At 69.5% G+C, this 13956-nt stretch carries 15 protein-coding genes and 2 pseudogenes; 9 read left to right on the top strand and 8 right to left on the bottom strand.

The annotated features are described in order from the left end of the window. Positions 1–44: 44 nt before the first annotated feature. Both AB5J55_RS42330 and AB5J55_RS42325 read right to left on the bottom strand, forming a co-directional pair. A pseudogene (locus tag AB5J55_RS42330) lies at positions 45–909 on the bottom strand (sigma-70 family RNA polymerase sigma factor); the annotation flags it as partial. After that, complete coding sequence (locus tag AB5J55_RS42325) at positions 906–1289, bottom strand: VOC family protein (protein ID WP_369275719.1); 384 nt, start codon at positions 1287–1289, stop codon at positions 906–908. The gene AB5J55_RS42325 and the pseudogene AB5J55_RS42330, both read right to left, overlap by 4 nt. A gap of 785 nt (positions 1290–2074) precedes the next feature. On the opposite strand from AB5J55_RS42325, the gene AB5J55_RS42320 reads away from it, so the two are divergent. The 5 genes from AB5J55_RS42320 (at position 2075) to AB5J55_RS42300 (ending at position 6461) form a co-directional block, all read left to right on the top strand. After that, positions 2075–2317, top strand: coding sequence for an anti-sigma factor (locus AB5J55_RS42320; protein ID WP_369275718.1), 243 nt, complete (start codon positions 2075–2077; stop codon positions 2315–2317). Positions 2318–2453: 136 nt separating this feature from the next. Then, positions 2454–3137, top strand: coding sequence for an RNA polymerase sigma factor (locus tag AB5J55_RS42315; protein ID WP_369275717.1), 684 nt, complete (start codon positions 2454–2456; stop codon positions 3135–3137). A 13-nt stretch (positions 3138–3150) separates the two neighbouring features. Next, entirely contained in the window at positions 3151–3354 is a 204-nt protein-coding gene (locus AB5J55_RS42310; RefSeq protein WP_369275716.1) for a zf-HC2 domain-containing protein, read from the top strand. Between the two features lie 115 nt (positions 3355–3469). After that, entirely contained in the window at positions 3470–5104 is a 1635-nt protein-coding gene (locus AB5J55_RS42305; protein ID WP_369275715.1) for an NAD(P)/FAD-dependent oxidoreductase, read from the top strand. Beyond that, positions 5097–6461 carry a hypothetical protein gene (locus AB5J55_RS42300; RefSeq protein ID WP_369275714.1) on the top strand — a complete coding sequence of 455 codons (1365 nt, stop codon included), beginning with the start codon at positions 5097–5099 and terminating at the stop codon, positions 6459–6461. Before AB5J55_RS42305 ends, AB5J55_RS42300 begins: the two co-directional genes overlap by 8 nt. Positions 6462–6628: 167 nt before the next feature. On the opposite strand, the gene AB5J55_RS42295 is transcribed toward AB5J55_RS42300, so the two are convergent. Continuing rightward, on the bottom strand, positions 6629–7468 hold the full coding sequence (locus AB5J55_RS42295; RefSeq protein ID WP_369275713.1) for an SDR family oxidoreductase: 840 nt from the start codon (positions 7466–7468) through the stop codon (positions 6629–6631). 93 nt (positions 7469–7561) lie between these two features. On the opposite strand from AB5J55_RS42295, the gene AB5J55_RS42290 reads away from it, so the two are divergent. Continuing rightward, positions 7562–7933, top strand: coding sequence for a winged helix-turn-helix transcriptional regulator (locus AB5J55_RS42290; RefSeq protein ID WP_369275712.1), 372 nt, complete (start codon positions 7562–7564; stop codon positions 7931–7933). 61 nt (positions 7934–7994) lie between these two features. Here AB5J55_RS42290 and AB5J55_RS42285 read toward each other — a convergent pair whose 3' ends face one another. The 4 genes from AB5J55_RS42285 to AB5J55_RS42270 form a co-directional block, all read right to left on the bottom strand. After that, entirely contained in the window at positions 7995–8501 is a 507-nt protein-coding gene (locus AB5J55_RS42285; RefSeq protein WP_369275711.1) for a DM13 domain-containing protein, read from the bottom strand. Positions 8502–8609: 108 nt separating this feature from the next. Beyond that, positions 8610–9476 (bottom strand): hypothetical protein, encoded by an 867-nt coding sequence (locus tag AB5J55_RS42280; protein WP_369275710.1) that lies wholly within the window; start codon positions 9474–9476, stop codon positions 8610–8612. 102 nt (positions 9477–9578) lie between these two features. Beyond that, complete coding sequence (locus AB5J55_RS42275) at positions 9579–10280, bottom strand: flavodoxin family protein (protein ID WP_369275709.1); 702 nt, start codon at positions 10278–10280, stop codon at positions 9579–9581. A gap of 87 nt (positions 10281–10367) precedes the next feature. After that, on the bottom strand, positions 10368–10562 hold the full coding sequence (locus tag AB5J55_RS42270) for a DUF6207 family protein (protein WP_369275708.1): 195 nt from the start codon (positions 10560–10562) through the stop codon (positions 10368–10370). Positions 10563–11167: 605 nt separating this feature from the next. Between AB5J55_RS42270 and AB5J55_RS42265 the strand changes: the two genes are divergently transcribed. Together AB5J55_RS42265 and nhaA are read left to right on the top strand one after the other, a co-directional pair. After that, a complete protein-coding gene (locus AB5J55_RS42265; RefSeq protein ID WP_369275707.1) occupies positions 11168–11515 on the top strand; it encodes an STAS domain-containing protein in 348 nt (115 codons plus the stop codon). 27 nt (positions 11516–11542) lie between these two features. Then, positions 11543–12559, top strand: a pseudogene (gene nhaA, locus AB5J55_RS42260) (Na+/H+ antiporter NhaA); the annotation flags it as partial. A gap of 131 nt (positions 12560–12690) precedes the next feature. Here the strand turns inward: nhaA and AB5J55_RS42255 are convergent. Further along, positions 12691–12936: an ANTAR domain-containing protein gene (locus AB5J55_RS42255; RefSeq protein WP_369275706.1), complete on the bottom strand. Its 246-nt coding sequence runs from the start codon at positions 12934–12936 to the stop codon at positions 12691–12693. A gap of 479 nt (positions 12937–13415) precedes the next feature. Between AB5J55_RS42255 and AB5J55_RS42250 the strand changes: the two genes are divergently transcribed. Continuing rightward, positions 13416–13889 carry an ATP-binding protein gene (locus tag AB5J55_RS42250; protein WP_369275705.1) on the top strand — a complete coding sequence of 158 codons (474 nt, stop codon included), beginning with the start codon at positions 13416–13418 and terminating at the stop codon, positions 13887–13889. The last annotated feature ends 67 nt before the right edge of the window (positions 13890–13956 follow it).

The following is a 13956-nucleotide window of genomic DNA, read 5'->3' as shown; positions in this document are numbered from 1 at the left end:
TCCGGGGCCGGCCAGGGCAGACCCTGACACCTGCTCAGGCCGGGGGGCAGATGGATCGACGCGAGTTTGGCCGGGTCGACGACGATGTGGATGCCGGTGATCCGGCCTTCGATGACGGTGAAGGCGATGACGGAGAGAGGGGTTCCGTCGGGGCGCCAGGACATGTGGCCGGGGGTGCCGTTGACCAGCACGGGTCGGTGGCGGGCGACCTCGCCGGAGAACATGCGGGCGCCGGCGGCGACCTTGGTGGCGCCGAGGGTGACGACCACCCCGTCGGGGGTGTCGACGGTCAGCTTCACGTTCGGGTCGAGGACACGCAGGAGCGCCTCGAAGTCGCCGCTGACAGCGGCGGCTTGGAATGCCTGGACGACCCTGTTGGTGCTCGCGGCCGGGGGCCGCCGGCCGGTCTCTGGCTTGGACCTTGCGGCGGGCGCGGCTGGCGACCATCTTGGAGGCGTCGGCGGATTTGCTCAGAATCTGGCCGATTTCTCGGAACGGGACCGCGAACATGTCATGCAGGACGAACGCCAGGCGTTCGCTCGGGGTGAGCGAGTCGAGCACGACGAGCAGGGCCAGGCCGACCGAATCGGCAAGCAGTACCTGCTCGTCGGGCGCAGGGTCGTCGGCGGGCGTCACCACGAGGTCCGCAGACGCCTTCCCGTAGGCGGTTTCGGGGTGGGCCTGGCGGGATCTCAGGAGGTCGAAGCTGATTCGGCCGACCACGGTGGTCAACCAACCGGCCAGGTTGTCGATGGCCGCCGCGTCCTGGCGGGCGAGGCGCATCCAGGCTTCCTGGACCACGTCCTCGGCGTCGACGTGCGAGCCCAGCACCCGGTACGCGACGGCGCGCAGCCGATCGTGCTGGGCTTCAAACGCCTCGGCCACGAGGCCGGACGGGTGGGCGGTCACGACTTGAGCTGCTGACGGAGCGAGATCCGGTTGCCATCCGGGTCCAGCGCCTCGACGCGGACCCCGAACGGATAGTCCACGGGTTCGGACTCTTCGAAGGTGACGCCGCGTCGGCGCATGATCTCGAAATCCTTTCGCAAGTCCTGGGATTCGAGGATCAGCGGACCGGGCGCGCCCGCGCCGCCCGGCTGTCCCGCGGCCGCCGCATGCGACCACAGGATGATCTGCACCGGGCTGTCGGGTAGGCCGACGGTGAGGAAACGTCCGTCGGGCCCCGGGAAGTCGAGCCGCTTCTCCAGGCCGAGTCCCTCGGTGTAGAACTCCAGCGCACGGTCCTGATCGGTGACGTAGATCGTCACGTACATGATGTTGGTCAGCATCCGGTTCCCGATTCAGTCGTTGGGTACGACGACCGTTCGAATTTCGGTCGTCACACCTATGACGAATGCCGACAGGAGAAGGTAACAGCACCGATCCGCCCGAACGGTTACCGGGCGAAGCTCGGACCAGGAGGAGCGATCCGCGTGCGCCACCCCTCACGCCGGGGCACCGCAATGGCCCCAAATCCAGGTGGGCGAGGCGCTTGGTGCCAGGTATGGGGACGATGTCGTCGCCCTGGTGGAGGAGCCACGCGAGGGCGAGCTGTGTCGGCGTGAGGCCGTCCTCTGCCGCGCAGATGCGGACCTGGTCGGCCACGTGCATCGCCGCAGACCACTACCGCCGCTTCACCCCCCCGCTTCCTGGGCGACACCCTGCGCCGCAACCCTCTGCTTCATGGTCGATGGACGTCCAGGGAGTACTGGCGCTTCCGCCGTGCCCGCCGCAGCGGCCGGCGGCCTGGACCTACGTCAGCGGCTCCGTGTGGTGGGAACCCCTCGCCCCCTGGTCGGCCAGCAGGGTGAGGAAGGCGTCGGAGGCACCGCTATCGCCACTGTTGGCCTGCTCAAGCAATGCCACGGCCCCATCCAAGGGATCGGCAGGGATCTCGGCGTGTTCCCGATCGATCAGAGCCACCAGGTCGCTGACACTCTGGAGCCGCCCGGCGCAGGGCCGCGCGCCGATCGGCTCGAATCAGGCCGCCCGGCTGCGGCCGTGGCCGGTATCTGGTTCTGTGTCCCTTCGGTACTCCGATGGACCGTTCACTGAGCGAGATCAGGCAGGTGGCATGAACTGCGACGAGTTCGTCGAGCTGGTGACCGCCTTCCTCGACGGCGCCATGGACGAGCCGACCGAGCTGCGCTTTCTCACGCACCTGACGAGGTGCGACGACTGCGAGACCTGTCTCGACCAGTTCAAGCAGACCCTCACGATGCTGGGTGAGCTGCCTCAGAGCCCGCCTGCCCAGGCCCTGTCCGGCGAAGCGCGCGACCGGCTGCGTGGCGCCTTCCAAACCCTGCGGCGAGGGTGACGGACCTGTAACGGCCGGTCTCCACGGCCGTGACGGTCCTTACCGGGACATGACCGAAGGCACCGGCATGAGATCTCGATCGCTGGGCTGCCCTAAGCTGACCTCCCAGTTGACGGCCGGCAAGGGGGAGTGACGAATGGCGGGCGCACGCGAACTGCCGCCGGACGAGGTCCTGGTCCAGCGGCTGCGTGACGGTGACGAGGAGACGTTCGCCCTGGTGCTGGACACCTGGTCGGGCGGCATGCTCCGGCTGGCCATGTCCTTCGTGTCGACCAAGGCATCCGCGGAGGAGGCCGTCCAGGATACCTGGCTGGGGGTCATCAGGGGGATCGGCGACTTCGAGGGCCGTTCGTCCCTGAAGACCTGGGTGTACCGGATCCTGGTCAACACGGCCAAGGCGCGCGGTACGAAGGACAGCAGGACCGTCCCCTTCACCAGCCTGCTGCCGGAGGAGGAGGAAGGGCCGACGGTGGAAGCCGCACGGTTCCGCGGCCCCGACGAGCAGTACCCCGGCCACTGGGCCGTCGGGCAGCAGCCCCGGCATCTGCACATTCCCGAGGACCATGTGCTGCGCGGCGAGGTCCGCGAGGTGATCGCGGAGGCGCTCGAGGAACTCCCGCCCCGCCTGCGCACGGTGATCACCCTTCGCGATGTCGAGGGGTACGGCTCGGAGGAGGTCTGTTCCCTGCTGGACATCTCACCCGGAAACCAACGCGTGCTCCTGCATCGGGCCAGGGCGTTCCTGCGCCGTAAGCTGGAGGACTACTTGTCCGGTGCCCAAGACGTCGTGGCGGGAGGGAACGAGCGTGGACTGCGTTAACTTCGTTGAGCTGGTGACCGACTTCCTCGAGGGCGTCCTGTGCGAGGATGACGAGCGGCGCTTCATCGAGCACTTGGCGGAATGCACCGGGTGCGAGGCCTATCTCGACCAGTTCCGTCGGACGATCGCCACGACCGGCGAACTGACCCCGGACAACATCTCGTCGGACGCCAGGCAGCAGCTGCTCTCCGCCTTCCGGAACTGGCAGGGGCAGTGACGGCAGTGACGGCTTGACCCCCGGGTAACCGGCAGTTCGTCGGCGAGGCCTTCGCTCGGTGCCTTTGCCTCCAAGGGAGTTGTAACGCTCGTGCGGCCCGCCCGCACGGAACGGCATGACTCTGCTCAGACGACTCTTCTTCGGCGTCATCGCCGCACTACCCGGCGGCGCGCTCGTGGCCGTCGTGACCAAGCCTCCATGGCTGCCGTGGGCCGCCCACACAGTGGCGCTGGGAGCCGTGCTCGGCCTCCTTTTCGGCGGCCAGCGGCAGAGCACCGGCTCGGCCTTCTCCGTCGGTCTGCTCGTCGGCCTGCTCGACTGGGTGACCTGGACGCTCACCCTCGCCCCCGCGCTGGAGGGGCAGAAGCCGTCGTGGACGATCACGGTGGCCGTCTCGCACTTCCCCGAACTCGTCGGCGCCGCGCTGCTCGGCGCGATCGCCGGGCTCTCCTTCCACGCCCTGTCGGTCCGGTTCCCGCCCCGGCCGGCGCCCCAGCGGGCCAAACCCCATGTGGTGATCGTCGGTGGCGGCTTCGGCGGGGTCGGCGCCGCGCGCGAACTGGACCGGCGCCTGGGCCGCGGGCTCGACGCCCACGTGACGCTGATCAGCGACTCGAACTTCCTGCTGTTCACCCCGCTCCTCGTCGGCGTCGCCTCCAGCACGGTGGAGGCCAGGCACGTGAGCGCCCCGGTGCGCGCCGGGCTCGGCCATGCCTCGTTCCTGCACGGGCGGGTGGCCTCGATCGACACGCAGACCCGCAACGCGTATGTCTGCGCAGGCAAGGAGGGGATGCTCCGCGTGCCGTACGACCAACTGGTCCTGGCGGTCGGTGCGGTGCCGCACTTCTTCGACCTTCCGGGAGTGGGTGAGCACGCCTTCGCGATGAAGTCCGTCGAGGACGCCACGAAGCTGCGCAACCAGGTGCTGGGCGCGCTGGAGCGGGCCGACCTCGAACCGGACCCGGCCGAGCAGGCCAGGCTGCTGACGTTCGTGATCGCGGGCGGCGGCTTCGCCGGGACGGAGCTGGTGGCCGAACTGTTCGACCTCGTCCATGACGTACTCCACTTCTATCCGCGGCTGCACGGGCTGCGGCCCAGGTTCGTGATCGTGCACGCGGGGGATCGGCTGCTGCCGGAGCTGTCGCCGCAGCTCGGCCGCTACGCGCAGCGCAAACTCGGCGGACGCGGCATCGAGTTCCGCCTCGGCGCCCGGGTGAGCATGGCCACCGCCGAGGACATCACGCTCGACTCCGGCGAGACCATCCCCACCCGCACCCTGGCCTGGACGGCGGGCAACCGGCCGAACCCGCTCGTGCAGCAGGTCATGCCGCCGCCGCTCACCGTGCAACCCACCATGCAGGTCCCCGGCATACCCGGCCTGTGGGCCCTGGGCGACTGCGCACGGATCCCGGACCTGGCGGGCGGGTTCCATCCACCGACCGCGCAGCACGCGATCCGCGAGGGCAAGGCGGTGGCGAAGAACATCGCCGCGGTCCTGCGTGGGCGCCGTCCCGTCGCGTTCCGCTTCGGCGGACTCGGCGTACTGGTCTCGCTGGGGCACCGCACAGCGGCCGGCGAGATCGGCGGGCGGCGGGTCTCCGGCTTCCTCGCCTGGGTCCTGTGGCGCTCGGTCTACCTGAGCAAGCTGCCCAGTGTGGAGAAACGGCTGCGGGTGCTCGCCGACTGGACCCTCGACCTGGTCTTCCCCAGGGACATCGCCCTCTCGACCAAGGATGACCGTCATGCCTAACGCCGTGAGCGTCGTGCGCAACGCCGGACTCGGAGCCCTCGCCGGCCTCGCGGGAGGGCTGGTCTTCGGCGGGGTGATGGCGGAGATCGGGTTCCTGCCCACCGTCGCGGCGATCGTGAGAACCGATGCGCCCGGCGTGGGCTTCGCCCTCCACCTGCTGATCGCAGCGGTCATCGGGGCCGTCTTCGGCGCCCTCGTCGCACGCCAGCGCGAGCTGCTGTTCTGGGGACTCGCGTACGGCGTGCTGTGGTGGTTCCTCGGGCCGTTGACCCTGCTGCCGTTCCTGCTGGGCCGGTCGGTGGCCTGGGACGTGGCGTCGGCGCAGGCGCTCGTCCCCAGCCTGTTCGGCCACCTGGCCTACGGGGCGGCCACGGCCGCCGTCCTCGCCCTGCTGGTGCACACGGAGCGGGAGTTCAGGCCCGGCCTCCTGGTGCGCGCGTCTGCCTCGGGGCTGCTCGTCGCCCCGGTGCTCGGGCTCGGCTGGAAGGGGCTGCTCGTCGGGCTGTCGGTCGGTGCCTCGTATGCGGTGGTCCTCGGCGACGCCCGTGAGGGCTCCGGCCCCGCCCTGATCCGGGGTGCCGCCTTCGGCTTCGTGTGGTGGGGGCTCGCGGCCGTCACGGTCTCGCCGCTGCTGGACGGCCGCGGCCTCGAGTGGACGCCGGACGCGGTGCGCACCGCCGTTGAGTCACTGCCCGGATACGTGCTGCTCGGTGCCGGTACGTCCCTGCTCAGCGGCTGGCTGGGCGGCCTGTCGCGGGCGGTGTTCTCCGACGACGTACGGCACGCCCAGGAGGGACGCCTCACCGGTGGGCGGGTGATCTCGGTCTGGCACGGCGTCATCGCCGGGCTGGCCGGCGGCGTGCTCTTCACCGGCGTCATGGTCGCCGTGGGATTCCTGCCGACTGTCGCCGCCCTCGTCGGTTCGCAGTCGGAGGTCGTGGGCCTCGTCATCCACCTGCTGATCTCCCAGGTCATCGGCGTCACGTACGCGGTCTTCTTCCGCCGACGCAGCTTCGATGCGCCCTCGGGGATCGGCTGGGGTGTTTCGTACGGCTTCCTCTGGTGGGTCCTCGGCAATCTGACGCTGCTTCCCGTGCTGCTCGGGGCCGACCCCCAGTGGAGCGCTGCGGCGCTGGCCGTGTCGTTCCCCTCCCTCGTCGGTCACCTCGCCTACGGCGCCGTACTCGGCCTGGTGTACCAGCGGCTCGAGGAGCGGGTCGGCCCCTGGCACCTGACCCGCAGTGAGGCGGCCTCTGCCCGGGCGGCCGCGCGGCACGAGCAGACGCTGAGCGCGGCCCCCGCCCTGTGGAGCCTCATCACCTGCGTGGCGCTGCTCATTCCCGTCCTGGTGTCCTAGTGGCCTGGGTCGTTGGTGCGTCGTTCGACATGCATGAGGCGTCCCGGACGTCATCGTCGCGGTGGGCCCGCTTCGTCGCGCACCGGTGACGGCGGCACTTCCCAGGTGGTCGCCTCGTGCGGCCACAGCCGCACGAGGCTGCCCGGGCGCTTCAGCTGAGTTATGTCTCAGCGGAAAGCAGCGATGTTGCGGGCGACCCAGTCGTTGAAGGGGCGCGGGGCGCGGCCGAGGACTCGTTCCACGTCCGGGCTGATCCGCAGTTCGGCCAGGTTCGGGGCGGCGATGATGTCCAGAGTGTCTTCGGCGAGCTCGGCCGGCACGAACTGGATCATCGCGGCCCTGGCCTCGTCGCGGGTGAGTTCGTGGAATCGCAGCGGTGAGCCGAGTGCGGCGGCGATGCCCTTCGCCTGCTGACGCGGTGTGATCACCTCCGGCCCGGTGAGCTCGTACACCCCACCGGTGTGCCGATCGTCCAGCAGACAGGCTGCCGCGACCTCGGCGATGTCCGCCGGGTCAATGACCGGCACCCCGACGTCGCCGAAGGGTGCGCGGACCGTCCGCTGCGTGCGGACGGACTCCGCCCAGGCCAACGCGTTGGAGGCGAAGCCGCCCGGTCGCAGGACGACCCAGTCCAAGCCGGACTCCCGCAACGTGTCCTCCACCGCACGCATCGCGACCCGCGACGGGCCGAGCGGCCTGGTCGCCACGCCCTGCGAAGACAGTAGGACGACCCGGCCGACCCCACTGGCGGCGGCCAGGTCGATGATGTCCCCCGGCCCGGCTTGTGGGGCGTGCAGGTCGCCGGACAGCAGGAGGAACAGTGCCTTCGCCCCGTCCAACGCGGCTGTGAGACCTGCCGGCTCGGCCAGGTCGGCCGCCACGTGTCGGACCCCGTCCGGCACCCGCGCCGCATGCCGCGACACCGCTACCACCTGCTCGCCTGCCTCAGTCAGAGCCCGCATCAGAGGCCGGCCCACATTCCCGGTAGCCCCGGTCACCACGATCATGTTCCGCTCCTAGTCCGTTGTGCACTGCGGTAATTGACGCTAGGAGTCGGGGCTTACTTTTCGTAAGAACATACCCAGGGGTAAGCTCCGGATATGACGGAAGGCGCGCAGCTCACACAGGCCGAGGCGGGCAATCGGTATGAGGTGTTTCACACCGACTGTCCCGCGCGCGGCGTGGTCGATCACGTGACCAGCAGGTGGGGCATCTGGGTGCTGATCTCCTTGCGGAACAACGACCTTCGGTTCTACGAGTTGCGCGACAGTATCCAGGGTGTCAGCGAGAAGATGCTCGCTCAGACCCTGCGCGCGCTGGTCGAGGACGGCCTGGTCCGGCGGGAGGTCGAGCCGACAACGCCGCCCCAAGTCACCTACGGGCTCACCGAGTTCGGTAAGGACGTCGGCAAGCCGCTGACAGACTTGTTCAACCTGATCACACAGCGGCTGCCGCTGCGCAGCGCGGGATAGACGATTAGTGGGGCGGGTGGCATGCCCCCCGCCCCACTGCTTTTCCGTGCGGTCTGTTCCGTCAGGCGCTCTGCTTCAGTTCGGCCGCGCCGAACGACACGCTGAAGCGCTCGCACCAGATGGTCACCGTGGAGTACTTGTTCAGGTCGGTGCCCGCCGGGATGGCGTAGTTCTGGTTGCCTTCGTTGCCCTTGAGGTCGCCGAGGTCGACGTGCTTGCCGTCGTCGAGGTTGCTGCCGCCGTCCTGCTCGACCGGCTGGTCGCTGAGCCACACGTGCAGGGCCGGGCCGTCGGAGGTGCGCAGGTCTGTCAGACGCAGGGTGGCCTTTCCGCCGTCGAGCTTCAGGACCTCCACCGAGCCGCTGGTCTCGTGCTCGTGCGAGACGAAGCTGCCGGTCGCCGACGGCTTGGCCGCGGCACTCTGCCGGCCGGTGGCCACGGGAGCCGCCTCATCCACGCGGTCCGTGGTGAACAGCCGCCAGGGCTGGAAGAGGTAGAGCCCGGCGGCCGCCGCGACGACGACCACCGCGGTGGTGATCCACAGAAGGGGGCGCTTGTTTCGGCACATGAGGGTTTCCGTTTCTCTTTCTCTGCTGGTGAAAGGGCCGGTCCGGGGCCGCTGCCCGAACCGGCCGTGGACCGCAGGATCAACGCTTGCGCGTGGGCTGACGGCTGTTCAGCACTGGTGGTCGGCGGGACGCGGCCGCTCCTGCTCGGGGGCGTGTGCCGCCCTCTCGCGGCGCAGCTCGTCGGCCTCATCACGGACGGCGTCGAGACGGACCTCGAGCATGCCGACCCGCTCGCGGTAGCGCTCCAGCTCGGCCCGCACGAACTCCGCGTCCGCCACCTGGCGGGCCGTCGCCTCGCGGATCGCGGCGGTCTCCTCGGCGAACTTCGTCTGCGCGGTGTCGAGCGCGGTGACGGCCATGTCGGCCGCCTCCTCGGCGAGCGTGGCGCGCTCCTCGGCGGCAAGGATGCGCTGCGCTGCGGCGCGGGTGACCGTCTCGATCCGGGCCTCGGCCGCCGCCGAGTCGGTGATGATCGCCAACTCCTCTATGTAGGAGGGCAGATCGGTGGCCAGCTGCTTGATGAGCGTGGCGAGGGCGTCGCGCGACTGGGCGGCATCGTCGGCGGTCGGCATCGCCGCCATGGCCGCCATTTCACCCGTCACGGCTTCCACCGACGCCTGCTCGGACGCGTCGGCGACCGGGGCCTGCCCGTGCTCCTGGGGCACCACCCCGGCGCCGGGGACCTGCCCGGGCGCATGTCCGGAGACGGCGGGCCAGGACTGCCCGGCCACCGGCGCCTCGGGGCCCTTCGCCTCGTCCTTGGCCGCCTTCTTGGCCTCGGCTGCCACGCGCTTGTCCTCCTTGCGCTGCTGCCGCTTGGCGCGGAACTTCCGGAACGCGCCGAGCGCGTTGTGCTCGGGGTGCTCGCAGTAGCGGGGCACCGGACCCTGCCCGCCGTGTGCGTGCGGCTCGGGCGGATTGGTACAGCCCGGGTAGGCGCAGGTGGGGATGGTCTCGGTGGACTCGACGGTCATTTTCGGCCTCTCGTTGCTGACGCTGACTTGCTGACAGCTGACTTGTGGACGTGACTTACTGGCGTGCTGACTCACTGGCTTGTGGACCCGCCGCCTACGGGGTCAGCGGTATTCCGGGTTCTCGAAGTCGAACCGGCACCCGGCGTCCCACTGCGACCGCTGGTTGCCGTGCGCCGGAACGCCGTCGGCGTCCTTGAGCAGCCGGGCCAGATGCAGCAGGTTCCACGTCATGAACGTGGTGTTCCGGTTGGTGAAGTCGTTGGTGGGGCCGCCAGAGCCCGGATCGAGGTAGGAGGGACCCGGCCCGGCCTCCCCGATCCAGCCCGCGTCCGCCTGCGGCGGGATCACGTATCCCAGGTGCTGAAGGCTGTACAGGACGTTCATGGCGCAGTGCTTGGCGCCGTCCTCGTTGCCGGTGATCAGGCAGCCGCCGACCCGCCCGTAGTAGGCGTACTGACCGGCGTCGTTGAGCAGGCCGGAGCAGGCGTAGAGCCGCTCGATGACCAGCTTGGCGACCGAACTGTTGTCACCCAGCCAGATCGGCCCGGCGATGACGAGGATGTCGGCCGCCATCACCTGCTGGTAGACCGACGGCCACGCGTCGCGCTCCCAGCCGTGCTCGGTCATGTCCGGCCACACCCCGGTGGCGATCTCATGGTCGATCGGCCGCAGGTGCTCCACGGACACGCCCTGCTTCTCCATGATCCGCGAGCTGAGGTCGATCAGGCCCTGCGTGTGACTGCGCTCCGGGCTCTTCTTCAGCGTGCAGTTGAGGAACAGCGCACGCAGGTCGTCATAACTCATACCCCTCAGTGCGTGCGGCGGACCGAACGTTACAACCGACGCCCAGAATTGTTCAGGCCCGAGGTCAGGACAGTAGTTCCGCGCCGGCTACTCGTCCGGGCGGAGTTCGGAATCGAGCCCCGTGGGCGTCCTGCGGGCTGCGGGGCCGGAGAACGCCCACGTTGTGTCCAGCAGCGGCCGGAAAAGCTGCTGGAAGGCCAGCGCGTTGGCGTCGTCGGCGGCCGCGAGGTCGACGACGACCAGGCTTGGCCGACTCACAGGCGTCTCGTTGAGCGGGTTCACGTACGGCACTGCACGGGGCGTCCCAGGAGGGTTCTGCCGATGCGGTGTCTTCACCCGACCGAGTGCGGGTGATCAGCGGCTGTTGCCGCCCAGTCCCAGCGGGCCGGGTCACCGGGGCGCGGGTCGTACAGCGCCCGGCCCCCGCGGGGCCGAACTGCCGAGCTCCGTGAGGACCGGCCCGCGCCCGGGCTTACTTCATATCTACGCGCGTGGAGCTACCGTCGACGTACGGCAGAGTGACGGTTAGCGATCTAGCGCTCGACGCGAGCGGGGGCGAGCAAGGTGAGGTCAGCTATGGACGGGAAAACGTGTCGGCGCCTGGTCGCCCGCGAAGTGGAGATGCCCAGCGGGCAGCGGGAGTGGATGCACGGCGTCATGTGCGGCAAACCTACGCTGGTGCAGTGGTCCGGGCAGAGCATATGCGCCGATCACGTCCCGATGGCCTGGCCACTGCCCTAACCCGACACAAGCGACGCGACGGGCTGGCCGTGGACGCGCGCGTGTCCCCCGGAGGGTGACTAGGACATCTGGGGCGAGGCAGGGGGCCGACAGGCTCTTGTCGAGATTCCGCCGAGGTCTCCCGACCAGAGGGATGGGAGAGCACTGTGAGTGATCCGTCGGTCGAGACGTTTGCCGTCGGCCACTGTCTGGTCGCGAGGGTCAGCGGCGAGATGGACTTCGTGACCGAGCCGGTGCTTCGCCCGCAGTTCAAGGAGCTGATCGCGCGGGCTGGCCGCTTCATCGTGCTGGACTTGTCCGGCGTTTCGTTCTGCGACTCAGCGGGGCTGAGCCTGCTGATCGGAGCGTGGAAGCAGGCGGAACCGAGCGGGGTCGTGCTGGTGCTGGCGTGTGTGCCCGAGCATCTGCGGCGGGTCCTTCAGATGACCGGGATGGATCAGATTCTTCGGGTGTTTAACACCGTCGCCAATGCAAGAGCCGTCTTCGGGTGCTGAGACACGCCATGCATCGGCGCCGCCCCCAACTTCGGGGTACCCGCGCTGGGACTGGACCTGTCGGTCGGCCACTGGACCTCCGAAGGACTACTGACCGTCTTCTTCCTGGTCACCGGCATCGAGCTGAAACGGGAACTGGTGGTCGGCCCGCTGCGCACCCCAACCACCGCGGCGCTGCCGGTCATCGCCGCCGCGTGCGGCATGGCGATCCCCGCGGCCCTCTACGCGGTCACCGTCGCGGCCCGCGGGGGCAGCATGGACGGCTGGGCGGTGCCGATGGCCACCGACATCGCCTTCGTCCTGGCGGTCCTGGCGGTCATCTCCACCCACCTGCCGACCGCCCTGCGGGCCTTCCTGCTGACCCTCGCAGTCGTCCACGACCTCGGCGCGATCCTGATCATCGCCGTCTTCTTCACCTCCGACCTCAACTACTGGGCGCTGGCCGGAGCGTTCGCCGGACTGGCCGTCTTCTACGTACTGCAGCGGCTGCGGGTGCGCGGCTGGTGGTGGTACCTGCCGCTCGGAGTGGTGATCTGGGCCCTGATGTACAACGGCGGCGTCCACGCCACCGTCGCCGGGGTCGCCATGGGCCTGACCCTGCGCACCACCCGCGACCAGGGCGAACAGAAATCGCCCGGCGCGCGCACCGGGCATCTGCTGCGCCCGCTCTCCGCCGGCCTGTGTGTGCCGCTGTTCGCGCTGTTCGCCGCCGGGGTCGGCATCTCCGGCGGCGCGCTGGGCAAGGTGTTCACCACCCCCGAGCCCCTCGGGGTGATCGTCGGCCTGGTCGCGGGCAAGGTACTCGGGATCTTCGCCGGCACCTACCTGGCCACCCGCTTCACCCGAGCCTGGCTCAACCCGGACCTGGCCTGGGCCGATGTCTTCGGCCTGGCGACACCGGCCGGCATCGGGTTCACCGTCGCCCTGCTCATCGGTGAACTCGCCTTCCCCGGCACAGCCGTCGGCGAGCACGTCAAAGCCGCCGTCCTGGTCGCCTCCCTGCTCGCCAGCCTGCTGCTGCGCCGCAGGAACACCGTCTACCGGCTCGCGCGGCGTTCACTGCCCCAGCGTCGCTCTGCCGCACCGGGGATGGGTTGCCTGCACCCTCTACGGCCCGTGCTTGTACTGCGCGGGACCACCGGTCCAGTCGCTGTGGAACCACAGCCCGTGAACTCTCACTGTCGGTCGTACGGTGGGCACTCAGCGTTTAAGCCGACGGCCCCTCTGTCGATCCCGTCAGGCGGCGTCCGGCGAGTCTGCACGGCCGATGCGAGGTGTTCCGGCAGCGCTGCTGGCATTGGCTCTCCGGCCGCGGCCGCTGTGATGGCCTGCGCGACCTCCCGGAGTTTGACGTTCGCATGCTGGGAGACGGTCACCAGGACCTCCCATGCGTCCTCCGGCGAACAGGTGAAGGTCACCATCAGCACACCGCGGGCCATGTCGATGACCGGCCGGCTCCATCGCGTTTTCGAGCTCTTCCTTCTCCCGCTGGAGCGCCGCACCCGTATCCGGCGCGCAACGGGCCTCGCCCGCAATCAGCCTTGCCTGGCCACTCTCAGGAATCGCGGATTCGGCCCGGCCATGCCGGCGCTGAGAAGAACGCATGTCGAACGCCTTCCCTGGCCATCCGCCCACACACCGCGCATCAGGGAAAGTTCCTCTGCCGCAACCAACACGACTCTCTACCCGCCACAGAGGCTGCCCCCGGCACAAATCCCCGACCCACACCTCCCTGACCTGGGCCTTTGTTCTGCCCCGGCCGGAGTTGGGCCGCCCGCCGTACTGCCGCCGTCACGCACGCGCGAGCGTGACTCATACTTCGTGCTTGACCGGCTTGATGTGAAGGTTCGGGGGTAAACGAGCGAAGCAGGTGTGGGCACGGGGCGGGGGGTGGGTCGGCATGGAACGGACAGTAGGCAGCGAGGACGATCAATCACTGATAGGGGACGTCCTCTCGGTGTCCGGCGCGTTCGAGGGCAGCGAGGACATCGCCGTGGCCCGCGACCTGGCCCGCACCTTCCTCACTGATGTGCAGGCCGTGCACGGGCTGCCGGTGTCCGGACGGGCGATGGGTATGGTGCAGCTCGTCGTCAGTGAGCTGGTCACCAACGCACGGAAGTACGCGCCCGGACCGTGCCTGCTCACCCTGGAGATCAGCGGCGGTGCCATCGAGGTGACCGTGTGGGACAGCAACCCGACCCCGCCGGTGGTCCTCGCGCCTGACCCGACCCGGATCGGCCAGCATGGGCTGGAGATCGTTATGGCGGTCGGTCAGAGCTTCGCCATCCACCGCGAGCCGGTGGGCAAACGGATCACCGCGGCGATCGTGCTGGCCGACGACCCCGTCGGGGATATCGCTGGCCGTCAGCTGTGACAGCGTGAGACCCGGGCGGACGGGTAGCCATCTGGAGCCGACCGGGGAAGGGCCATGAAGCCTGGGG

This window comes from Streptomyces sp. R11 (assembly GCF_041051905.1).
Classification (GTDB): Bacteria; Actinomycetota; Actinomycetes; order Streptomycetales; family Streptomycetaceae; genus Streptomyces.
The sequence above is the reverse complement of the archived record's forward strand: the minus strand, read 5'-3'. Positions and strand labels throughout refer to the sequence as shown.